General features: G+C 68.8%; 21 protein-coding genes. 11 read left to right on the forward strand and 10 right to left on the reverse strand.

Going from position 1 to position 21,399, the window contains the following annotated elements; translation table 11 throughout:
• Positions 1 to 179: 179 nt before the first annotated feature.
• Complete coding sequence (locus ACIOJD_RS32115) at positions 180 to 689, forward strand: GNAT family N-acetyltransferase (protein WP_401919756.1); 510 nt, start codon at positions 180 to 182, stop codon at positions 687 to 689.
• A 33-nt stretch (positions 690 to 722) separates the two neighbouring features.
• Here ACIOJD_RS32115 and ACIOJD_RS32120 read toward each other — a convergent pair whose 3' ends face one another.
• From ACIOJD_RS32120 to ACIOJD_RS32145, 6 genes are all read right to left on the reverse strand, one after another.
• Complete coding sequence (locus ACIOJD_RS32120; protein ID WP_401919757.1) at positions 723 to 2,354, reverse strand: type IV secretory system conjugative DNA transfer family protein; 1,632 nt, start codon at positions 2,352 to 2,354, stop codon at positions 723 to 725.
• A 1-nt stretch (position 2,355) separates the two neighbouring features.
• Entirely contained in the window at positions 2,356 to 3,813 is a 1,458-nt protein-coding gene (locus tag ACIOJD_RS32125; protein WP_401919759.1) for an ATP-binding protein, read from the reverse strand.
• A 109-nt stretch (positions 3,814 to 3,922) separates the two neighbouring features.
• A complete protein-coding gene (locus tag ACIOJD_RS32130) occupies positions 3,923 to 5,476 on the reverse strand; it encodes an SCO6880 family protein (RefSeq protein ID WP_401919761.1) in 1,554 nt (517 codons plus the stop codon).
• Complete coding sequence (locus ACIOJD_RS32135) at positions 5,473 to 6,852, reverse strand: hypothetical protein (RefSeq protein ID WP_401919763.1); 1,380 nt, start codon at positions 6,850 to 6,852, stop codon at positions 5,473 to 5,475. Before ACIOJD_RS32135 ends, ACIOJD_RS32130 begins: the two co-directional genes overlap by 4 nt.
• Complete coding sequence (locus ACIOJD_RS32140; RefSeq protein WP_401919764.1) at positions 6,842 to 7,720, reverse strand: hypothetical protein; 879 nt, start codon at positions 7,718 to 7,720, stop codon at positions 6,842 to 6,844. Before ACIOJD_RS32140 ends, ACIOJD_RS32135 begins: the two co-directional genes overlap by 11 nt.
• A 300-nt stretch (positions 7,721 to 8,020) precedes the next feature.
• On the reverse strand, positions 8,021 to 8,329 hold the full coding sequence (locus ACIOJD_RS32145) for a hypothetical protein (protein WP_030353484.1): 309 nt from the start codon (positions 8,327 to 8,329) through the stop codon (positions 8,021 to 8,023).
• 511 nt (positions 8,330 to 8,840) lie between these two features.
• Here ACIOJD_RS32145 and ACIOJD_RS32150 point away from each other — a divergent pair.
• The 5 genes from ACIOJD_RS32150 to ACIOJD_RS32170 all read left to right on the forward strand — a co-directional run bounded on the left by ACIOJD_RS32150 (position 8,841) and on the right by ACIOJD_RS32170 (position 13,740).
• The gene (locus ACIOJD_RS32150) at positions 8,841 to 9,254 is read left to right on the forward strand and encodes a hypothetical protein (RefSeq protein ID WP_401919765.1); all 414 of its coding nucleotides are present in this window, start codon (positions 8,841 to 8,843) and stop codon (positions 9,252 to 9,254) included.
• Complete coding sequence (locus ACIOJD_RS32155; protein ID WP_401919767.1) at positions 9,251 to 11,053, forward strand: alpha/beta hydrolase; 1,803 nt, start codon at positions 9,251 to 9,253, stop codon at positions 11,051 to 11,053. The genes ACIOJD_RS32150 and ACIOJD_RS32155 overlap by 4 nt, the downstream gene beginning before the upstream one ends.
• Before the next feature lie 239 nt (positions 11,054 to 11,292).
• Positions 11,293 to 11,637, forward strand: a complete 345-nt coding sequence (locus tag ACIOJD_RS32160) for a hypothetical protein (protein ID WP_401919769.1) — start codon at positions 11,293 to 11,295, stop codon at positions 11,635 to 11,637.
• A 113-nt stretch (positions 11,638 to 11,750) separates the two neighbouring features.
• Entirely contained in the window at positions 11,751 to 12,728 is a 978-nt protein-coding gene (locus ACIOJD_RS32165) for an NlpC/P60 family protein (protein ID WP_401920008.1), read from the forward strand.
• Between the two features lie 283 nt (positions 12,729 to 13,011).
• Positions 13,012 to 13,740: a phosphatase PAP2 family protein gene (locus tag ACIOJD_RS32170; RefSeq protein ID WP_401919770.1), complete on the forward strand. Its 729-nt coding sequence runs from the start codon at positions 13,012 to 13,014 to the stop codon at positions 13,738 to 13,740.
• Between the two features lie 21 nt (positions 13,741 to 13,761).
• Here the strand turns inward: ACIOJD_RS32170 and ACIOJD_RS32175 are convergent, their stop codons facing one another.
• Together ACIOJD_RS32175 and ACIOJD_RS32180 are read right to left on the reverse strand one after the other, a co-directional pair.
• Complete coding sequence (locus ACIOJD_RS32175) at positions 13,762 to 14,346, reverse strand: sortase domain-bontaining protein (protein ID WP_401919771.1); 585 nt, start codon at positions 14,344 to 14,346, stop codon at positions 13,762 to 13,764.
• A gap of 182 nt (positions 14,347 to 14,528) precedes the next feature.
• A complete protein-coding gene (locus ACIOJD_RS32180) occupies positions 14,529 to 14,666 on the reverse strand; it encodes a hypothetical protein (protein WP_401919772.1) in 138 nt (45 codons plus the stop codon).
• Here ACIOJD_RS32180 and ACIOJD_RS32185 point away from each other — a divergent pair.
• Positions 14,659 to 14,895 (forward strand): hypothetical protein, encoded by a 237-nt coding sequence (locus ACIOJD_RS32185; protein ID WP_401919773.1) that lies wholly within the window; start codon positions 14,659 to 14,661, stop codon positions 14,893 to 14,895. The genes ACIOJD_RS32180 and ACIOJD_RS32185 overlap by 8 nt on opposite strands.
• A gap of 210 nt (positions 14,896 to 15,105) precedes the next feature.
• Here the strand turns inward: ACIOJD_RS32185 and ACIOJD_RS32190 are convergent, their stop codons facing one another.
• Positions 15,106 to 16,737, reverse strand: a complete 1,632-nt coding sequence (locus ACIOJD_RS32190; protein WP_401919774.1) for an FAD-binding oxidoreductase — start codon at positions 16,735 to 16,737, stop codon at positions 15,106 to 15,108.
• A 618-nt stretch (positions 16,738 to 17,355) separates the two neighbouring features.
• Here ACIOJD_RS32190 and ACIOJD_RS32195 point away from each other — a divergent pair.
• On the forward strand, positions 17,356 to 18,183 hold the full coding sequence (locus ACIOJD_RS32195; RefSeq protein WP_401919775.1) for a hypothetical protein: 828 nt from the start codon (positions 17,356 to 17,358) through the stop codon (positions 18,181 to 18,183).
• Between the two features lie 185 nt (positions 18,184 to 18,368).
• Positions 18,369 to 18,605 (forward strand): hypothetical protein, encoded by a 237-nt coding sequence (locus ACIOJD_RS32200; protein ID WP_401919776.1) that lies wholly within the window; start codon positions 18,369 to 18,371, stop codon positions 18,603 to 18,605.
• Between the two features lie 211 nt (positions 18,606 to 18,816).
• Here ACIOJD_RS32200 and ACIOJD_RS32205 read toward each other — a convergent pair whose 3' ends face one another.
• Positions 18,817 to 19,212: a metal-sensitive transcriptional regulator gene (locus tag ACIOJD_RS32205; protein WP_401919777.1), complete on the reverse strand. Its 396-nt coding sequence runs from the start codon at positions 19,210 to 19,212 to the stop codon at positions 18,817 to 18,819.
• Positions 19,213 to 19,421: 209 nt separating this feature from the next.
• Between ACIOJD_RS32205 and ACIOJD_RS32210 the strand changes: the two genes are divergently transcribed.
• Positions 19,422 to 20,042 (forward strand): DUF47 domain-containing protein, encoded by a 621-nt coding sequence (locus ACIOJD_RS32210; RefSeq protein WP_401889771.1) that lies wholly within the window; start codon positions 19,422 to 19,424, stop codon positions 20,040 to 20,042.
• Between the two features lie 5 nt (positions 20,043 to 20,047).
• Positions 20,048 to 21,046, forward strand: a complete 999-nt coding sequence (locus ACIOJD_RS32215; RefSeq protein ID WP_401919779.1) for an anion permease — start codon at positions 20,048 to 20,050, stop codon at positions 21,044 to 21,046.
• The last annotated feature ends 353 nt before the right edge of the window (positions 21,047 to 21,399 follow it).

Below are 21,399 nucleotides of genomic sequence, written 5' to 3' on the forward strand. Positions count from 1 at the left end.
CAGGGGGGACCCTGTGGGAGAGTAGGACGCCGCCGAACAATTGTTGTGGGAATGCCCCGTACCAGTCATGGTACGGGGCATTCCTGCGTTCAGGGGCCTTTCCCGTTTCCCTAATAGGGGCGGGTCTGCCGGCGGAAAACGCGTTGCGGGCGGGAGAGGGCGCGCCGAGGATCGAAGACATGAGCCATCTGATCCGCACGGTACGCGCCGACGAGTGGGCCAAGGCCAAGGAACTCCGGCTGGCCGCGCTACAGGATCCGGCGGCGCCGGTGGCCTTTCTGACAACATACGAAGAGGCCCTGGAGCGCCCCGACTCCTTCTGGCAGCAGACGGGCACCGGTGGGCAGTTCATCGCCGAGGCGCCGGACGGTACGTGGTCGGGCTCGGTGGCCGTACTGATCGAGAAGGCCGGTGAGACCGACTTCATGGAGATCACAGCCGACCAGGCTCAGGGGCATCTCGTGGGTGTGTACGTACGCCCCGAGCAGCGCGGCACCGGACTCATCGGGGAACTCGTCGCCGCGGCGCTCGACTGGGCGTGGTCGGTTCGCGAGCCCCGGGCGGCGCGTGTACGACTCTTCGTCCACGAGGAGAATCCGCGGGCACTCGCCGCCTACCGCAAGCTCGGGTTCGTACCGACCGGATTGGCTGTCGAGAAGGACCTGGAGATGGAGTACGTACGTCCCTAGGCACCGCAGTGCGGTGGGGAGAGGGGGCAGCCGTCAGGCGTGTTGGTGGTCCGGGAGTTCGTGGTGCGGCCAGCGGTCCCTGCCCTGTTGGCGCGAGCGGAGCAGGACCAGGGTGGGCAGACCTTGGTCCTGACCGGTGGCCAGCAGCTCGGGAACGAGGGGAAGCGGCGCCACGGCGGCGACATCGTCGAGGACAAGCGTCATTGGTGGGTCGAGCCGACCGTCAGATGACCGTGCGGCCATGCGGCGGCCGTGCTCGACCACGCTTGTGGTGAGTGCGGTGAGCAGAGGCATCGCACCCGGGCGGGAGCGCGGATCTTCGATCGGCTCGCCCACCACATAGAGCGTGCCCCCCTCGTCCACAAAAGAATCCAGCGTGAGCGAATCGGTTCGGTTGGGTGTGCAGGCCTCGCGGATGTGCACCGAGGAAAGGGCCGACAGCGCACGGGCCGTCAACTGCTGTGCCGCATCGCGTCGTTCGGGATACGCCGTGAGCGCGGACTCCAACAGGCCGGCCAGGCCGGAGGTGGCCTTGGGGTGGGTACGGAGGATCCGTACGGCCTCCTGCGCGCCGCCGCCCTGCGCCCAGCGGAGCACCTGCTTGAACGGTCGTCCGTCCACGGCCGCCGCGTGCAGCCAGCAGCGCAGGAGGGTTTCGGCGGTGTCGGCCAGGGCTGCGTCCAGGAGGGCGCGCGGGCGTACGGGGGCGAGCAGCGCGGCCGCCCGCGCGGCGGCGGTGGTGGCGTCCTCGCACCCGGCGGTGGGAGACCAGTGGAGGCGGGCCGGGGTGTCGCACAGGTGGCTGGGGTCGTAGACGAGGACCGGGCCGAGCCTGGCCCGTACGTCCTTGGTCTCGGTCCACACGGCGGGGTCGGAGGTGACGACGAGGGCGGGGCCCGTGGCCTCGATGATGGCCTGGACCGCGGTGGGGCGGCGCACACGCGGATCGCCGTAACGCACGCCCGGTGCCGGGCGGGGGGACGGAACGCCGGAGGTGGGAGCGGTGACTTGTGCGGGAGGGGTGATTGGTGCCGGTGCCGGTGCCGGTGCCGGTGCCGGTGTGGGTGTGGGTGTGGGCGCGGGCGTCGGTGCGAGTCGGGGAGCCGCCGCTGCCGGCGGAACCGGGGCCGCGATGTCGCTGGTTCCCGTCGGCTTCGGCGCGGGCTCCGGGTCTTGTGCGGTTTCCGGGGCCGGTACGGATTCCGCTGCGGTCTCCTGCTCGTACTTCTCGTACCGTTCCTCACGCGACTGCTCCCGCCGTCGCGCTCGTACCATCCGATAGCGGGCCGTCACTCCCAGCCCGAAGACCGTGAGCACGATCAGCACCATCAACTGGCTGATCAACAGGCCCCAGAACAGCCCGTATCCGGAGAGCTGCCCCGGTGGGGTGTCCGGCCAGGCCGCCGGCAGGTCGTGCGGTGCCGAGGCCAGTTGGCGTATCGCCAGGGGTGTACGTGCGAAGGTGACCGCGTCCGGCCAGCCGCCGTGCGTGAACAGACCGGCCAGCCCGGTGGCCGTCCAGACCAGCAGCGTCAGCCCGAGCAGGAAGGCCAGGAGGCCCACCAGCAGCCCGTCGGGGATCCCGCCCTGGCCGCCCTGTGCTTTGTCGCGACCGCCCGGACCGGGGCCCGTACCGCTGCCCTGAGCGTCATGGTGGCGCGGCACGTCATGCCACCGTCGACTCGGGGGACCCGTCCAACTGCCGTTGTCGCTCCAGCAGGGCCGCCCGCTGCTCCGCCTCCCACTCCGCGGCCCGCATGTCCTCGGGCAGAAGCTCTCCCCGCTCCATGGCGCCCGCGGCATCCGCGGCGTCCGAGGCCTGGGAGTTCTCGGTCATCGCGCGGTCCGTGAAGACCAGCGGCCGTTCCGCCTCCGTCACCAGATGCTTGACGACCTGCACGTTGCCGTTGACGTCCCAGACCGCGATGCCGGGGGTGAGCGTCGGGATGATCTCCACCGCCCAGCGTGGCAGGCCGAGGACCAGGCCGGTCGCTCTCGCCTCGTCGGCCTTCTGGGCGTAGATCGTGCGGGTCGAGGCCATCTTGAGGATGGCCGCGGCTTCTCTGGCCGCCGCCCCGTCGACCACGTCGGACAGGTGGTGGACCACCGCCACGAACGACAGGCCCAGTCGCCGTCCGAACTTCAGCAGTCGCTGGAAGAGCTGCGCGACGAAGGGCGAGTTGATGATGTGCCAGGCTTCCTCGACCAGGAAGATGCGCTTCTTGCGGTCGGGGCGGATCCAGGTGTGCTCCAGCCAGACGCCCACGATCGCCATCAGGATCGGCATCGCGATCGAGTTGCGGTCGATGTGCGAGAGGTCGAAGACGATCAGCGGGGCGTCCAGGTCGATGCCGATGGTCGTCGGGCCGTCGAACATGCCGCGCAGGTCACCGTCCACCAGCCGGTCCAGGACCAGCGCCACGTCCAGACCCCAGGCCCGTACGTCGTCCAGGTCGACATTCATGGCCTCGGCCGACTCGGGCTCGGGGTGCCGCAGTTGCTCGACGATGTCCATCAGCACGGGCTGGCGCTCGACGATGGTCTCGTTGACGTAGGCGTGCGCGACCTTGAGCGCGAAGCCGGAGCGCTCGTCCAGGCCGTGTCCCATCGCGACTTCGATGATCGTACGGAGCAGGGCGAGCTGCCCGGTCGTGGTGATCGCCGGGTCGAGGGGGTTGAGCCGGATCCCGTCGTCGAGAGCGGCCATCGCGTCGAGCCGGATGGGGGTTATACCCAGCTCCTGCGCGATGAGGTTCCATTCGCCGGCGCCGTCCTCGCCCTGGGCGTCGAGGACGACGACCTGGCGGTCGCGGAAGCGCAGTTGGCGCAGGACGTACGTCTTCTCCAGCGCCGACTTGCCGTTGCCGGACTCGCCGAGCACCAGCCAGTGGGGGGCGGGGAGCTGCTGCCCGTACAGCTGGAAGGGGTCGTAGATGTACCCCTTGCCGCTGTAGACCTCGCGGCCGATGATCACGCCCGAGTCGCCGAGGCCGGGGGCCGCGGTGGGCAGGTAGACGGCCTGGGCCTGGCCGGTCGACGTACGGACCGGCAGCCGGGTCGTCTCCACCTTCCCGAAGAGGAAGCTGGTGAAGGCCTCCGTGAGGACGGACAGCGGATCTCGCACCACAGGCCCCTTTCGGCTGGTCGGGCTGGTCGGGTTTTCCGCGACTGGTCGGGTTGCTCGGGTTGCTCGGGTTGCTCGGGCTGTTTGGGTTGCTCGGGCTGGTCGGTCGTCAGCGTCGGATGCCGGTCGCGAACGGCAGCGTGTTCACAAAGGCGCGGTGGTGCTCGCGATCGCACCACTCCAGCTTCAGGTACGACTTGCCGGCCGAGGCCCTGATCGTCCGCTTGTCCCTGGCCAGGGCCTCGGGCGACCTGGACGACACGGTGATGTACCCGACGAGGTTGACGCCCGCCGCCCCGCTCGCCAGATCTTCACCCCGCTGGTCCAGACGGCCGTGCGCGGCGATGTCGCGGGGGTCGACGGTGCGGTTCATCTTGGCGGCGCGGCTGGCTTCCGCATCGTCGTTCGTCTTCTCCGTGAGCATCCGCTCGATGGCGATCTCGGTCGGTTCGAGGTCCATGGTGACCGACACCGTACGGATCACATCGGGGGTGTGGACGAGCAGCGGGGCGAGGAAGTTCACGCCGACCGGCGTCATCGGCCACTCCTTCACCCAGGCGGTGGAGTGGCACCAGGGCGCGCGGGTCGACGACTCCCGTGTCTTGGCCTGGAGGTACGTCGGTTCCATCGCGTCCAGCTCGGCGGGCCAGGCGTTTCGTTTCGTCATGGCCTGGATGTGGTCGATGGGGTGGTCGGGGTCGTACATCGAGTGCACGAGGGAAGCCAGCCGGCCCTGCCCGAGCGGCTGCCGTACGCGGATGTCCGCCTCCGCCAGCCGCGCGCAGATGTCGGTGAGCTCGCGGGCCATGACGACGGCGAGCCCGGCGTCCCGGTCGAGCTTCTTCGTACCGGCGGCCTGGCGGGCGGCTCGGGCCATGGCCTGGCCCTCGGCGGCCAGTTCGCGGGTGTAGTGCATGCAGGCGACCAGATACGCGCGATGCTGCTCGCTGGAGGTGGAGACCATCGACTGGAGCTGGTCGTACGAGTCCTGGAGCCAGCCGGGGGAGGACGTGTCGCCGCGCTGGGCCACGTCCTTGGCGTGCGCGTCGGGGTCGGCGGGCAGCGTACGGGCGAGCATCTGGAGCCGGGTGACGAAACCGTCGCCGTTGGCGACATGCTTGAGCAGCGTGCCGAAGCGGTCGACGAGGGCTTCCTGGTCCTCGCTGTCGCGCAGCCCCACGCCGGGGCCCTCGATCTCGATGGCGGCGGTGACCGTACGGCGGTCCGCGTGCAGCAGTACGGCGATCTCATCCGGACCGAAGGGCGCGGCCAGCCAGTTGATACGGCCGATCCCGGGCGGCGGGCCGACCTCGACCTCACGGCCGTCGAGGCTCGTACCGGACTCCATGGCGGTGGAGCGGTAGGCCGTGCCGCTGCGCAGGGTGCGCTTGAAGCTGCGGTTGATCTCGAACCACTTGTAGAACGTGCGGTGTTTGTACGGGACGTACACCACGGCCAGCGCGAGGAGCGGGAAGCCGGTCAGCGTCGCGATCCGCAGGGACAGGACGGGTACGAGCAGACCGCACATCATGCCGATGAACGCGCCGGCGATGATCAGCGCGATCTCGCCGGTCTCACGGTTCTTGCCGACGATCGCGTTCGGCCGGGCGCGGCCGATGAGATACGTACGGCGGGGCGCCATCGGTTGGGACTGGGTCGTCAACGCCCGCCACCTCCTGTGCTGTTGTTACCTGTGCCGGATCCGCGCGAGCCGCCGCCACCGCGGGAGCTGTGCGGCGTACCGCTGGTCGGGCTGCTGCTACGGGGCGGAGGCGCGGTGGGGATGTGTCCACCGCCGCCTCCGGCGCCTGTTCCGCCTCCGGAGCCGCGCGAGCTGTGTGCGGCGACGCCGCCGGAGATCGGGTTGGCGGGCCGGGCGCCGCCTCCGCCGTCACCGCCGTTGCCCTGGCCGTGGTTGCGGCTGCTGTGGGTCTTGATGCCCTGGGAGACGAGCGCGGCGGGGGAGCTGATGACGGCGGCGGCCTTCGAACCGTCCGTGGCCTGCGAGCGGTTGCTGCGGGCGGAGGCGATCTCGTCGCCGAAGCCGGGCACGAAGCGGTAGATCATCGCGGAGGCGAAGATCGCGAGCAGGATGATGGCGAGGCCGGACACCACGGCGGAGAAGGCGTCGGGTCCGCCGTCCGCGGAGAGCGCGCCGGCGAGGCCCAGCACGATCATGATGACGGGTTTGACGAGAATGACCGCGATCATGATCCCGGCCCAGCGGCGGACGTGCCCCCACATGTTCTTGTCGACGAGCCCGGCGTACACGACGGTGCCGAGCAGCGCGCCGACGTACAGGAGCGCGGCCCTGATCACCAGCTCCAGCCAGAGGACACCGGCGGCGAGGATCGACACGAGTGAGACGACGATCAGCATGATCGGGCCGCCGCCGATGTCGTCGCCCTTCTTCAGGGCTTCGGCGAAGCCGCCGAAGAAGGCGTCGGTCTGCCCGCCGGTGGAGGTGGCGATCACCTCGGTGACCCCGTCGGTCGCGGAGACGACCGTATAGAGGATGAGGGGCGTGAAGGCGGAGGCGAGGACCGTCAGCCAGAGGAAACCGATGGCTTCGGAGATCGCGGTGGTGAGGGGCACGCCGCGGATGGCGCGCTTGGCGACGGCGAGGAGCCAGAGGACGAGGGTGAGGACGGTGGAGGCGGCGAAGACGACGGCGTACTGGCGGAGGAAGGCGGCGTTGGTGAAGTCGACGTTGGCGGTCTCCTTCACGGCGTCGCTGAGCTTGCCGACGATCCAGGCGGCGGCGTCGGCGCAGCCGCGGGCCAGGGAGGAGAGGGGGTCCAGGGCGTCGGAGGGGTCGGAGACTCCGCCTGTGCGTGGCGCGCCGGAGGACCCTTCGCCGTCCTCGCAGTAGTCCCTTGCCTGACCGGCGATGAGGTCACATGGACTGTCGCTCGTACTCGGGGAGGGGCTGGGGGTCGGTGCGGCGGACGCGCGGGTGGTCAGCGTCAGGACCAGCGCGAACGCACCCGCCAACGACGCGGTGAACGAAGACAGATTGTGACGGCGGCTACCGGGCATAGGTGAAGCCTCCATATCCCTGAACGGCCTTGGCGATCTCGTCGGCGGAGGAAGCCCTGTTGTCACCGTTGACCGGCGTGGGACCTTCGGACTGGCTCGAAGAGGCAATCTTCCAGTCACCGTCGATCCACTTGAGCTTTTCGGTGATGGTGAACCAGGTTGCGGTCACAGGCTTGGTGGACCCTTCGCCCGCCAGTCCCACCAGGCCGGTGGACCAGACTTCCACGGTCGCCGCGCCAGAGCTCAGGTCGGTGACCTTAGTGCCGACAGGCATGGTCCTGGATACGAAGGTGAGGCCCGAGGGGGTGGAGCCGTCCTCGTTGAGCCCGACGCGCTTCAAGAAGGCAGGTGAATAGGCCTTGTCCAGCTTGTTCAGGAGCCCGTCGGCGGTGCTGGGATCATGCGTTGCGCGGACGATGTCCTGCCGGGGAGCGGTATGGAACATGCCGTCAGAGCCGAGCGCCACCGCGTAGTTCGCCGCCGCGCTCGCCGCGCCCTGTTCGTCCTGGGCGAAGCCCGACGGGATCGCCCCGTTCTTCCCCGTCACCGGCTCCACGCCCGTGGCCGCCGTCGGATCGGACCCCGGTCCGGCCGACGTGCCATTGCCGTTGTCCGAGGAACCGCCCCCGCTCCCGCCCCCGCTCCCGTCACCGCGGTTCGCGAACGCGATGGCCGCGATGAGGAGGACCACCACACCCACCACGGTGATGAGGGAGCGCGAGGTACGGGCGGGGCGGCGCGCGCCTGTCCCGTACTCGTCGGTGCCCTTGCCGTCGGGCAGGCGGGTGCGGGTCTGGCCCGAGCCGCCGAAACTCTCGTCCGTACGGCCGGAGTCGCTGCCGTAGCCGTGCTCGTCGCCGAAGCTCATGCCGCGTACGCCCCCTCAGCCGATTGCCGTGCCGCGTGCGGTTCCGCGTGTAGCACCACCAGTGACGCCGCCGGTCGCGGTGCCGCGTGCGGTCTCACGTGCGGTTTCGCTCGCGATCCCGCGGTGTCCACGTTCTCCGCGGTCTCCGCGTAGTACGACGGTAGCCGTGCTGGTGGCCGCGCGGGCGCGGTGTGGTGACTCGACATCAGGGAGACGCAACCTCAGCCGGTGGGTGCGACGGACAGGTGGTGTTGAGGGTGGTCCCGGGGCGCGCCCGGTGCGGACTGACGGGGCGGCGGGTCAGACCGCCATCCCGTACACGATCGTGAAGAGCGTTCCCAGTGAGCCGATGATGAAGACACCGGTCAGGCCGGCGACGATCAGGCCCTTGCCCTGCTCGGCGCTGAACGTGTCCCTGAGCGCCGTCGCACCGATCCGTTGTTTGGCCGCGCCCCAGATCGCGATACCGAGGCAGAGAAGGATGGCCACGGCCATCACGACCTCGATCATGATCCGAGCCTCGTTCCCGAGTGTCCCGAAAGGCCCCCAATTAGGGGCGATGCCACCGATAATGGTGGTGATGTCGCCCTTTTCGGCCGCCAGGTACATGTAACTCACCGCCCCTGTTGGGTCGTTCACGCCCACGCCCCCATGGCATGGGTCACGCTCTATCTTCGCTGATGGAACCGTCCGAGTGGGCCGCTTGGCCGCTCTCTTTACCCGATCCCCGCACATATGACCGACGTCATTGCTCTGAATTGCTCTGACCAGGCGCGGATCGCGTATGCGTGTACGCGCACGGTTACTCTGTGTATCACGGAGAGTGACTCCGAGCAATGACTGTCGTTGATGCACCCTTACGGTGACACGGTGACACCTTTGCGGACGGCTGCGTGGGGCGGTCCGTATGACGGTCCGTCGCGACCCCCTGATCCGTTCCCACCGTACGGGTGAACTTGACGTCCCCGTCCTGTCGGCCGTGAGCCCCCCGAATGCCCTTGGGAACTGGCGACTTCGTCCTTCGTGCCTCCTTCTCGCCGCGCCCGTGCGTGGGATGGATGTGCGTCCGGCTTTGCGACAGTGCCGTCGGTGAAGGGGCTGAGGGACAGGGGCGTACGGCATGACGGGGTATCCGGAGAACTGGCAACGGCTGATCGACATGACCGACGGAGGGCCGGCTTCTCGGTCCGGCGGGGGCTTGAAGCACAGCGGAGGGCCGTGGACCCGTGCGGCGGGCGCGGCCGAGGCGCTGCGTACGCACATGGGGCAGGTGAGGACCGAATTCGCCGCCGCGCATGAGGGGCTGGCCGCTGGTACGGAGGGCCTGGGCGTCGCGGCGGTGCTGCGGACGGTGCGTACGTCGTGGGAGCGGCGGATCGAGGCCGCGATGGGGGAGTGCGGAAGCCTTGCAGGGCAGTTGCGGGCGGCCGCGAAGGACCAGGGTGAGAACGAGATGGCGATTCGGTCGGCGTTCGGGCGGGTGGGTGCGGCTGGTTCTGGTTCTGGTACGGGTGCCGGTGGTGGTGGGCTGTGAACGGGACGCTCACGTGGGCACAGTTACGTGAGGTCAAGTGCTCCGAGTTGGAGGACGCGGCCGACGGCTGGGGCAGAGCGAGCAACCGGGCGGATGCGGCGCGGGATCGGATCGACAAGCAGCTGCTCGTGGGCCTTGAGGCATCCCAGGAGGGCGAGGCGGCTGAGGCCGCGGTGACGCGGCTGCGGGATCTGAGCCGCAACTTCCAGTACGTGTACACCGAATGCGGCCTGGTCCGTACGGCACTGAACAGCTTCGCCCAGGAACTGAGAGCACCTCAGCGGAAGCTGCGCGACGCGCTGGAGGATGCGGGCGGCCTGAAGTTCACGGTGCATGAGGACGGCTCGGTGAGCTATCCGGCGGCCGGCGAGAACCGGATCACGGGCGACGAACTGCCGGGCGGAACGGCCGCCGGCAGCGCGGTACCGCGGCTTCTCGCACAGCCCCGGCCCCTGACGAGCCAGAACCCCAACGCCGCGATGGCCCAGGAGATCGCCGACAGGATCGCGCGGGCGCTCGGCGAGGCCGGCGAGATCGACGCGCGATACACGGGCACGCTGCGGAAACTGGCGGCGCGGGATGGTCTGAAGGTCACCGACGCGATGTGGGCGGACGTGAGCGGGGACGCGACGGCCGTGCGGGGGCTGGCGGACGAGTACTTGAGGGACGCCATCCCCCAGGACAGGCCGCCCGCCGAACGGAAATCGTGGTGGGAGGGCCTGACGCGGGAGGAGCGAGAGGAGTATCTGGCGGTCTACCCGGACCTGATCGGGAACTTGGACGGGATCCCGGCGGAGGTGAGGGACGCGGCCAACAGGGACAACCTGCAGTTGTTGATCGGGAGGTTGGAGGGGCGGGACGACGAGAGGTCGCAGACACAGCTCGCGGGGCTGAGGGCGATCGGTGAGCAGTTGCGGGACGGAGGAAATCCGCCGATGTATTTGCTGGGCATCGGGGACGAGGGGAACGGGCGGGCGATTGTGTCGTACGGGAATCCGGACACGGCGAGGAACGTGTCCGCGTATGTGCCGGGGCTGGGGACGGCGCTCGATGAGGAATTCGCGAGGAGCGACTTGAAGAGGGCGCGGGACACGGCGATTGGGGCGCAGAAATATGATGAGTCCAGTGCGGCGATCGTTTGGCTGGGCTACGACGCGCCCCAGATTCCTGATTCCGAGAGCCTGTTGGGAAACGCCGCGGTGGCGGGGCCTGAGAGGGCCGAGGAAGGAGCACCTGCTTTCAACAGTTTCATGAGCGGTCTGGCGGCCACCAATCAACACGACGATACTCATTTGACTGCCATCGGTCATTCTTATGGATCCCGTACGGTGGGTGCCGCGGCTCAGCAGGAGGGTGGTATTCCTGACGTGGACGACATCGTCCTGGTCGGGAGTCCGGGAGTCGGTGTGGACCATGCGCAGGACTTGGGTGTCGAAAGAGGTCACGTCTTCGTCGGGGCTGCCGAGAACGATCCAGTGACCAAACTTCCGTCCAAGCAGCAGTCCGCGCTTGCCGTTGCGGGACTCTGCGTAGCGGGGCCGCCCGGTGCGTACCTCGCCGGCGAGGTCGGGGATGTGGGCGACGACGACCTCTGGTTCGGTAAGGATCCGGCGAGTAAGGCCTTCGGCGCGAGGCGCTTCGAGGTCGATGACGGTCCTCGACCGATTGTGGATGGTGAGGGTGTCACGCCCGCACACTCCAATTACTTCACCCCCGTGAGGGATGCTGTGTCGGCGGACAATATTGCTCTGATTGCCTCGGGAAACTCCAGTGAGATTAAGGCGGATAGGTGGCGGTGATCTCCAAAGGAAGATCTGCACTGATTTTCGTGATGACGAGTGCCCTCCTGGCTGGATGTGTTGGTTGGGAACAATCGGGATCTGATGTTGAAAGGGGATTCGATGTGAACCTTCAAGGCGCGGCAGACAATGCTGACGCAATCCTCGACTCCACCCTGAGGGCTATCCATCCCGGAGTTCATTGGACTCATGGTCAAACAACGGTCGGGAGGTGCGACGTGACGCGAAGGCGTGCAGTTATGACCGAGATCTCGGAGGTGCGCCGAGGTAGCTTCCTCGGAGTGGTCGAGCGTTTCTGGCGACAGAACGGCTATGTGATCAAGTCTGTGAATGCCAGTAGGAAGTTTCCGGCTGTCTACGCACAGTCGGCCGAGGGCTTCGGCGTCAGCCTTAGCGTCGGCGCCGGAGGCCAGGTGTTCTTTGAGGTGGATAGCCCCTGCGTGGAGGAGTCCGCTGTCGCTGACTCCAGCTCAAAGCCCAACGGTCCCAACTACGCAGGCGGGCCCATCCCCCGCCCCAACGTCCACGACGACTTCTGGTCATCCAAGGCCCCTCTACCAGCCGCATCGCCGTCCACCCCCTGATCAGCTCCCTCCCCGCCTACACTGGCGCAGGACAGTGGCAGTGGCCCTGACGCGGAGGGTGTTTGACGGTGCGTAAGGCATGGCTGGTCGTGGCCGCCGTCGGGGGGCTGTGTATGAGTTTTATCGGGCTGCTCGTCGTCGGGACCTACTCCGCCGCCTCCGGGCTCGCGGGTGGTGGGGGCGGGAGGGCCGTTGGGTTGGCCAAGGGGGCCGTGCCCGCTGCCTATCAGCCGCTTGTGCAGAAGTGGGGCAACCTCTGCCCTGCCATCAACCCCGCTCTGCTCGCCGCGCAGTTGTACCAGGAGAGCGGGTGGAACCCCACCGCTCAGAGCCCTGCCGACGCCAAGGGCATCGGGCAGTTCATCCCCGGGACCTGGGCCGCTCATGGGATAGACGGGGACAAGGACGGGGACCGGGACATCTGGGATCCGGCCGATGCCATTCCCTCCGCCGCGACGTACGACTGTGAGCTGGCCAAGTACGTCAAGGACGTGCCCGGGGACCAGACCAGCAACATGCTGGCCTCGTACAACGCGGGGGCGTACGCGGTCATCAAGTACTCGGGTGTGCCGCCGTACAACGAGACACAGAACTACGTAAAGATCATCCGGACCTTGGAGAAAAGTTTCTCCAAGCCCGTCGGGCGGGTTGAGCCGTCCAAGCAGGCCGCGGCGGCCATCTACTTCGCGCAGCAGAAGCTGGGAACGCCGTATCTCTGGGGCGGGAACGGGACCGCCGATCAGGGTGGGCGGTTCGACTGCTCCGGGCTGACTCAGGCCGCGTACCGGACCGTGGACATAGAGTTGCCGCGGGTGGCCAACGATCAGTACAACGCGGGCGAACATCCGTCGCGGGACGAGTTGCTCCCCGGTGACCTGGTCTTCTTCTCGGACGATCTCACCAATTCACGGGCGATTCGGCACGTGGGGCTGTACGTGGGCGGCGGGTACATGATCAACGCGCCGTACACGGGGGCCGTGATCCGGTTCGACAAGATCGACACCCCGGACTACTTCGGCGCCACCCGCGTCACCGAGGACGGCGCGAAATCGCTGCCCACGGATCTGCCCAAGAGCCGTTCCGCGAGTTGACCCGGGCCCGGTGGCCACGGGTGGTTCCGGACGCCTTCGCCGGGGCCGCGGTGGCCGGAACTCTTCGTCGGGCCGGGGCCCTGAGCTGCGACGATGTGTCACTCTTCGATAACGTCATGGTGATCGTTCGGTGGAGAGTGGAACGCTCGCGGTGAGTGGGCCGTTCCCTGGACGAGAGCTGCGGTACTGATCGCGCAGCATATTCCGTACCGACCACGGGGGTTGGTGAGGCTGCGCACACGGAGTGTGGCGCGGTCGGCGACAAGGCAAGGGGCCGCAGCAGATGGCTGGACTCGTACTGGATGGGTCGAACCCCGACGTCAGTCTGCTTTATGACATCAACGGACTGGCCAAGGAAGCCCCGTCGTGGTTCGACCGCGTCATGGAGTTCGTCGGTGAGTACGGGATCATGCTCGCCATGGTGCTCGTCGCGCTCGGGTGCTGGTGGAGCGTGCGCAAGCGCGGGTCCGCCGAGGATTCGGTCACGGCTGTCGCCGGGCTGGTCTGGGCGCCGCTCGCCGCCGCGGTCGCGCTGCTGATCAATATTCCGATCCGCGAATTCGTCAAACGGCCCAGGCCCTTCCTGGACCACAAGGGCCTCGATGTCCTGGTGGACGGGAAGACGGACTTCTCGTTCGTCAGCGACCACGCCACGATGGCGATGGCCATCGGCGTCGGCGTCTTTGTCGCGCACCGGAAATTCGGCCTTGTCACCATCGGACTGGCGCTTCTCGAAGGCTTCTGCCGGGTCTATATGGGCGTCCATTACCCGACCGACGTGATCGGCGGCTTCGCCCTCGGTACGGCGGTCGCCCTGCTGCTCACCCCGCTCGCCATCGCCCTGCTGACGCCGCTGGTGTCGTCGGTCTCCCGCTCGGCGCGGCTCGGCCTGCTCGTACGGTCCCGGGCCGCGCGGGAGGCGGACCGTACGGCCGGGGGCGGCACGGTCGGCGGGACGCGGACGCTCGGCATCCCCGAGCCGCGCCCCGACGACAACAACCTCGCCGCCTGACCACCCCTCCTCCAACGACCTTTACGGCAGTGCTGACGCGCTGACCACCACGTTCGAATCCCAGTGGCCGTTCGCGTCGATGACTCCGCCGCAGGTGATCATCCGTAGCTGCGGATCGGGCACCGGACCGTAGACCCGTGACGAGGGGAATTCCCTCGTCCGGTACGTGTCGACCGCCGTCACGCGGAACCGCAGCCGCCGGCCGTCACCCAGCTCCGTCACGACCAGATCGCCGGAGCGCAGCCGGCCGAGCTTGGCGAAGACCGCGTTGCGGATGTTGTCGCGGCCGTTGCGGACCGGGACGGTGCCGGGGTTGGCCGGGGCGTCCCGGTGGCCGACCAGCACGGCAGGGCCCGGTTCGCCGGGGCGGGGGCCCAGGGCGTACCAGCCGACCTTCATCGCGTTCCGGAAACCGGGCGCGTCCAGCGCGCCTTCGGCGTCCAGGGCCAGGGGCAGCACATCCGCGCTGAGGCGGAGCGCGGGTATGCGCAGCCGTACGGGAGCGGAGGGCGGGTCCGTGACCCGCACGGCGCGGGGTTCGTGGCCGGTGGCCGTCGGCCGGGCCTCGGGGTGCCGCGCGGACAGATGCAGCGGTACGGCGGCCACCGCGCACAGGACCGCGACGGTGAGGAGGACCTTGACCGCGGTGCCCGCCCTGTTCGTACCCGTATCTGTCGGAGGCGGAGTGCCCGTACGCGTGCCCGGAGTATCCGTATCCGGGGTGCCCGGACCCGTGCCCGTCGTACCCGCACCCGTACCCGGCCTGTCCGCGCGCCCCGCTTTTCCGTTCAGTGGTGCTCACCCGCGACGCGACGCTGGAGGCGGCGCACCACGAGGATCGTGCCGGCGGAGGCCGCGGCGGTGGTCCCGATGGCGAGGGCGAGCTGGGCCGCGCCGGAACGGCCCGATGAGTCGGCCGTGGCCATGTGGTCCGCGCCTCCCCTCGCCGCTCCGGACGGTGTGACGCGAAGGGCGCCCATGGACGGTGACCGGGACGCGGAGGCGGACGAGGCCCGCGCCGCCGCCGACGCCGGTGTCCGCGCCGATGCCGACGATGACGCGGAGGCAGGCGCAGACGCCGACGGCTTCGGCCTCGAAGTGGAAGAGATCGTTTCCGACGCCGAAGGGGACGGCGCCTTCGCGGCGGTCAAGTAGGCGCTGCCGCTCAACGACAGAAGGAAGACGGTGGCTGTGGCGAGCGCGGCTATCCCGGATCCGTGTCGATACATCGGTACGCCCTCGAAGTCAGGTTTCTCCCCCTCCTTGCTGCGTACAGGCCATCGCCCCGCGGGCCGTACGGCCACCTCGGTGGGCCGTACGGCCTACCGAGGTCACTCCGAGCATCCCCACAGGCCCCTGCCGGGTCTACAGCGCCTGCGGGAAGTCGAAGAGCCTGCCAGGGTCGTACTGCTTCTTCAGGCGCGTCAGACGGTCCGCAGCGGCTCCGTAGTAGGCGGTCCGCCAGTCCTTCAGCGTCGGGTCGACGTAGTTCTGGTAGGCCGCGCCGGACGCGTACCTGCGCATCGAGGTATGAGTGGTTTTCAGCCACGTTTGCTGGGGTGATCCGGAGCTTCCCCGCTTCCAGCCGGCGATGTACTGCGCCAGCATCCGCGACCTCCGGTGCACGAAGGACGTCGCGAGCGGGTCCACGCGGTTTATCGCGCCGCCGAGCGCGGTCAGGGTGATCGAGCCGCCACCGCCCTGGGACGCCGGGATCCGTGTGAACGCCTCGGCGGCGGATACGAGCGCGCGCACTCCGGCGGGGGAGAGGGACCGGTCGTAGAAGTCGGAGGCCGCCGAGTACGTCTCGCGCTGGAGCGCGCCCTGGGTGCTGCGGCCGGGCGTCGTGCCCGGCAGTCGGCACTGCTCCTCGGTGATGCCCGAACAGCCCGCGTACACGAGCATCGCGTCCTCGTAGCCGCGCGGGCGCACCGAGACGGAGCGCGCGGAGCCCGGTCCGCCCGGTCCGTCGGCCAGCCTGTCGAGCGCGTTCTTCAGGTCGGCCTCGCCGCCGAGAGAGAAGGCGGAGACGGAGACGGTGGGGGCGGCGCCGCCCGGACCCGCCGCCAGATGGAGCGAGGACCATATCTCGTCGGGCTGGTCGGGGCCCCACTTCTGCCAGGCGCTCAGTACGGTCCCGGCCTTCGACCAGGGCCAGCTGAGGTAGGCCGTGACGGTCGCGGGCGCCGGGTGCGTACGGAAACGCAGCTCGGTGACGACGCCGAAGTTGCCGTTACCGGCGCCGCGCAGCGCCCAGAACAGATCCTTGTTCTGCTCGGCGTCGGCGGTCAGACGCTTGCCGTCGGCCGTGATGACGGTCGCCGAGGTGAGGCTGTCGCAGGTGAGGCCGTACGCGCGGGCCGCGACGCCGTGGCCGCCGCCGAGCGTGAGTCCGGACACGCCGACGGTGGGGCAGGATCCGGCGGGGATCGTACGGCCCCCGTCCGCGAGGGTCCGGTAGACATCGGACAGCTTGGCGCCGGCGCCGACGGTGCCGTCCGAGGCCGCCCGCCTGAGCGAGTCGAGCTTCGATATGTCGATGACGAGGCGGCCGTTGCCGCTGGACCAGCCCGCGTACGAGTGGCCGCCGTTGCGGATGGAGACGGGGGTGTGGTGGGTACGGGCGAAGGCGAGGCACTCCTTGATGTCGTCCTCGCCGGAGACATAGGCGACGCCCGCGGGCTTCAGGGAGTCGAACCGGGTGTTGTACAGCTGCCGTGCCGTCGCGTACGCGGCGTCGTCGGGCCGTACGAGATCCCCGTCCAGCCCTTTCGCGAGCGCGTTCCAGGCGGATGTGCCCGCCGATCCCTTGCTCGACAGGCCTGTTGCGCCCGCCACGTCTGCTCCACCCGAAGCACCTGAAGCGCTCGAACTGCCCATACCGCCTGGCGTCTTGCCTGAATTAACCGTATTGCCCGAACTTCCGCCGGAACAGGCGGTCGTGGCGGCGGCCGTGGCGGCGCCGAAGGCAGCGGTGAGCAGTGTGCGCCGTTCCATGTGGCGACCTCCTGTTGGCGACCCCGGGAGGGGGCAGCGCGGACAACGTCCTGGGGAACGGGACGGGTCACAGGGGTACGGGGTTCCGTTGGGCGGGTGGTGTTTCGCCTCACGGCCGGGGAGCGGGCCCTGGGGGATCAGCCGTCAGGGATCAGCCGTCAGGGATCACCCATGCTGGGATCACCCATGCTGGGATCACCTGTCGTCGTCACTTCTCGGCCACGGTCATGGCTGCGGCGACCTTCATGGCTGCGGCCACGGTCGTGGCTGCGGTCACGGTCACGACCGCCGCCTCGGCTTCGCCTCGGCCTTCAGGTGGTTGACGTGTGGGACGTCGCGTCCGCACGGGCCCGGTCGCGGGCTCTGCGCGCGGGGCCCCACCATCCGCAACTGCAGCGGGCCAGGCAGAACGCGCCGCGTTCGACGGTCGAGGCGGTGTGGGGGCGGGGGGCGGTGGCGGTGGGGGAACCGGAGGTTTCTTGTTCGCGCACGTCTCCACCGTACCGCCGTGTTCGCGCCGTGGAACAGGGCCCGGCGTGACGGGGGACGCGGGCGGTCGTTATCCGGAGCGGGTGGATTTCGGACAAGCGGCGGTTGGGCGTTGGGGGTTGGCTGGCGATGGTGGCGAGGGAGCACAGACGCAAGGGCGTGACACTCGCCGTCGTGGCCGTGGCGGGGGTCGTGGCCACCACCGGTGGATGCTCCGGAGACGGCGGCGCGGTGGCCGACGACCGGCCGGGCCGTGACTCCACCGCGGTGCGCAGGGCGGCCGATGTGCTCCTGGCGTCGGGCAGTTCGAAGGCCCGTACGTCCTTGGAGATGGCGGCCGGCGGGACCCGGGTCACCATCCGTGGCGAGGGCGGATACGACTTCGGCAAGCGGATGGGACGGTTGAGGGTCGTCCTGCCCAAGGACCCGGCGGGCGCGAACGAGCACCGGCCCATCACCGAACTGCTCTCCCCCGCCGCCCTGTACATGAAGAATCGAGGGGCCGGGGTGCCCGCCGACAAGTGGGTCCGGGTGGACTCGACCGTCCTGGAGGACGGGAATCTGGTCACGGGCGGGGCCACTGACCCGCTGACCGCCGCCGAACTGCTGCGCGCCGCCCGGAATGTGACCTTTGTCGGTGAACAGGATCTGGCCGGAAGCCGGGTCCGGCACTACCGCGGGGTTACCGACATCGGCCGGGCCGCGAAGGCGGCGTCGCCGTACGCGCGCGAGGCGTTGGCCGCGGCGGCGAAAGGGTTCGGCGAGGACGCGGTGCCGTTCGACGCGTATCTGGATGAATCGGGACGACTGCGGAAGGTCAGGCACCGGTTCAGCTATGTCAATCAGGGGCATACGGTCGCCGTCGCGTCCACGACACTGCTGTACGCGTTCGGGGCCGAGGTCGTCGTGACGCTGCCGCCGCGGGGCGACATCTTCGCGGGGGAGATCAAGACATGACATGCGAGGTGTGCGGGCGAAGGGTGCGTCCGGGCGGCCCGCGTCGGCAAGATCAGATCAAGCCGTAACCACAGAGGACCAAGACGGAAATGGTCCGGACGTGCCATGCGCGGTGTGTATCAGGCTCCCTACGCTAGGAACGCGAACGCCAGGAAGGCGACTCGGTGAGGAAGAGGTGATAGCACGTGGCTCAGTTGCGTAGGCCGACCGTCCAGGACCACGTGGCTCTCGCCGAGATCGAGTTGTGCGGGGAGCTGATCATCGCGGCATCGGCGGCGGACGGTGAACGGCTCAGCGCCGACCGTATCGACGAGGTGCTGAACGTCACGGTCGAGCGCCGCGCCCCCGCTCGGTCGCCGGGCTCGGCCTGCCCCGCCCGGACGAGCCGGCCCGCCCGGCGGACCGGGGCGCGCGGCGAGTGACCGCCGGGGCGGGGCGGTGCGACGGCCGGTGTGGGTGAGGAGCGGTCACCGGCTCATGTGCGAAGGGGGCGCCACGTTATGTACGAAGGGGCCGCCGCGTCGCGTACGGAATGTGCGAAGGGGCCGCCGCGTCGCGTACGGAGCGGCGGGGTCAGGTACGGCGCGGCGGGGTCAGGTGCAGAGCGGCGGGGTCAGGTGCAGAGCGGCCGGGTCAGGTGCGGAGCAGCCGGGCGATCGCCTTCGTCGCTTCCTCCACCTTCGCGTCGATTTCCTCCCCGCCCTTGACCGCGGCGTCCGCAACGCAGTGGCGCAGGTGCTCCTCCAGGAGCTGGAGCGCGAAGGACTGGAGGGCCTTCGTCGAGGCGGAGACCTGGGTGAGTATGTCGATGCAGTAGACGTCTTCGTCGACCAGCCGCTGGAGTCCGCGGATCTGGCCCTCGATCCGGCGGAGTCGTTTGAGGTGCTCGGCCTTCTGGTGGTGGTAGCCGTGCACCCCGCGGTCGTGGTCGGTGGTGACGGCTCCGCCGGTCACCGCCTCGTCGTCGGTGTCGCCGGTGGTGGAGGGCGCGTCGCTCGTCGCCGCGCCGGCCGCCTCGGTGGTCGTCATCGCGTCCTCCCGTAAATGCCGTCCGGAATACTGTCCGAAAGGGGCCATATACCCCACGTGGGTATATGGTACCCGTCTGTGAGCCTTGGGGCAGGGCCCCGTCATGATCCCCGTGCGCCATGGGTGACACTGAGATGCCGGTTAGCCGTGGCCGGATGATGCGCCTAGCATCAGCCTTTGACCGAATCCATGTAACCCGAGGACCCCACGTGCGATTTCGTCTGACCCCCAGGGAGACGAGCTTCTACGACATGTTCGCCGCATCCGCGGACAACATCGTCACGGGCTCCAAGCTCCTGATGGAACTGCTCGGGGCGGATTCCTCCGCCAGGGCCGAGATCGCGGAGCGGATGAGGGCGGCGGAACACGCGGGCGACGACGCGACCCACGCGATCTTCCATCAGCTCAACTCCTCTTTCATCACGCCGTTCGACCGCGAGGACATCTACAACCTCGCGTCCTCGCTCGACGACATCATGGACTTCATGGAGGAGGCCGTCGACCTTGTCGTCCTCTACAACGTCGAGGAACTCCCCAAGGGCGTCGAGCAGCAGATCGAGGTCCTCGCCAGGGCCGCCGAACTGACCGCCGAGGCCATGCCGCACCTGCGGACGATGAGCAACCTCACCGAGTACTGGATCGAGGTCAACCGGCTGGAGAACCAGGCCGACCAGATCCACCGCAAGCTGCTCGCCCATCTCTTCAACGGCAAGTACGACGCGATGGAGGTGCTCAAGCTCAAGCAGATCGTGGATGTGCTTGAAGAGGCCGCCGACGCGTTCGAACACGTCGCGAATACGGTGGAGACCATCGCGGTCAAGGAGTCCTGAACCTCGTGGACACCTTTGCACTGATCGTGACCGTCGGTGTCGCGCTCGGATTCACCTACACCAATGGCTTCCACGACTCCGCGAACGCCATCGCGACCTCGGTCTCCACCCGGGCACTGACCCCGCGTGCCGCCCTGGCGATGGCCGCGGTGATGAACCTCGCGGGCGCGTTCCTGGGACAGGGAGTCGCCAAGACCGTCAGCGAAGGCCTGATCGCCACGCCTCACGGGTCGCGGGGGATGGGCATCCTCTTCTCGGCGCTCGTCGGCGCGATCGTCTGGAACCTCGTCACCTGGTACTTCGGGCTTCCGTCCTCGTCCTCCCACGCGCTGTTCGGCGGCATGGTGGGCGCGGCGCTGGCCGGCGGGACCGAGGTGATCTGGACCGGGGTGCTGGAGAAGGTCGTCATCCCGATGTTCATCTCGCCGGTCATCGGTCTGGTCGTCGGCTATCTCGTGATGGTCGCGATCATGTGGATGTTCCGGAATTCCAACCCGCACAAGGCCAAGCGTGGTTTTCGGATAGCCCAGACCGTGTCCGCGGCCGGTATGGCGCTCGGCCATGGCCTCCAGGACGCGCAGAAGACGATGGGCATCGTCGTGATGGCGCTGGTCATCGCCGATGTGGAGGACTCGGGCGACGCGATCCCGGTGTGGGTCAAGATCGTCTGTGCGCTGATGCTGTCCCTCGGGACATACGCGGGCGGCTGGCGCATCATGCGGACACTGGGCCGCAAGATCATCGAGCTGGACCCGCCGCAGGGATTCGCGGCGGAGACGACCGGCGCGTCGATCATGTTCGGCTCGGCGTTCCTGTTCCACGCGCCGATCTCGACGACGCATGTGATCACCTCGGCGATCATGGGGGTCGGGGCGACGAAGCGGGTGAACGCGGTCCGCTGGGGTGTCGCCAAGAACATCATTCTCGGCTGGTTCATCACGATGCCGGCGGCGGCACTGGTCGCCGCGGTGAGCTTCTGGCTCGTGAACCTGGCCTTCGGCTGATCCGTACGGGACCTCCCGGATCCGGCGCTTGCCGGGGGTTGTGGACGTTACGGAATCTACGCCCGTAGACCCGTACGGGAGGGCCCGTCTCCGTATCGGGTGCACGCACCGGAGGCCCGTAGCCGTATCGGGGGGCCGTGCCGGAAGACCCGTCGGGGGAATCCGCGTCAGGGGAATCCGCTCGGGGGATCCGTACGTCGCGCCCGTACCGCCGTACCGCCGTGTCCGTACGCCGTACTCGTACCGCAGCGCTCGTACCGCCGTGTCCGTACGCCGTGCTCGTGCCGCCGCGCCCGTACCCCCGGCGTACCCGCCGGCAGACATGAATGGGCCCGCCCCCCTGGGAGAGGGGG

Source organism: Streptomyces sp. NPDC088116, from assembly GCF_044741745.1.
In the GTDB taxonomy this organism is placed as follows: Bacteria; Actinomycetota; Actinomycetes; order Streptomycetales; family Streptomycetaceae; genus Streptomyces.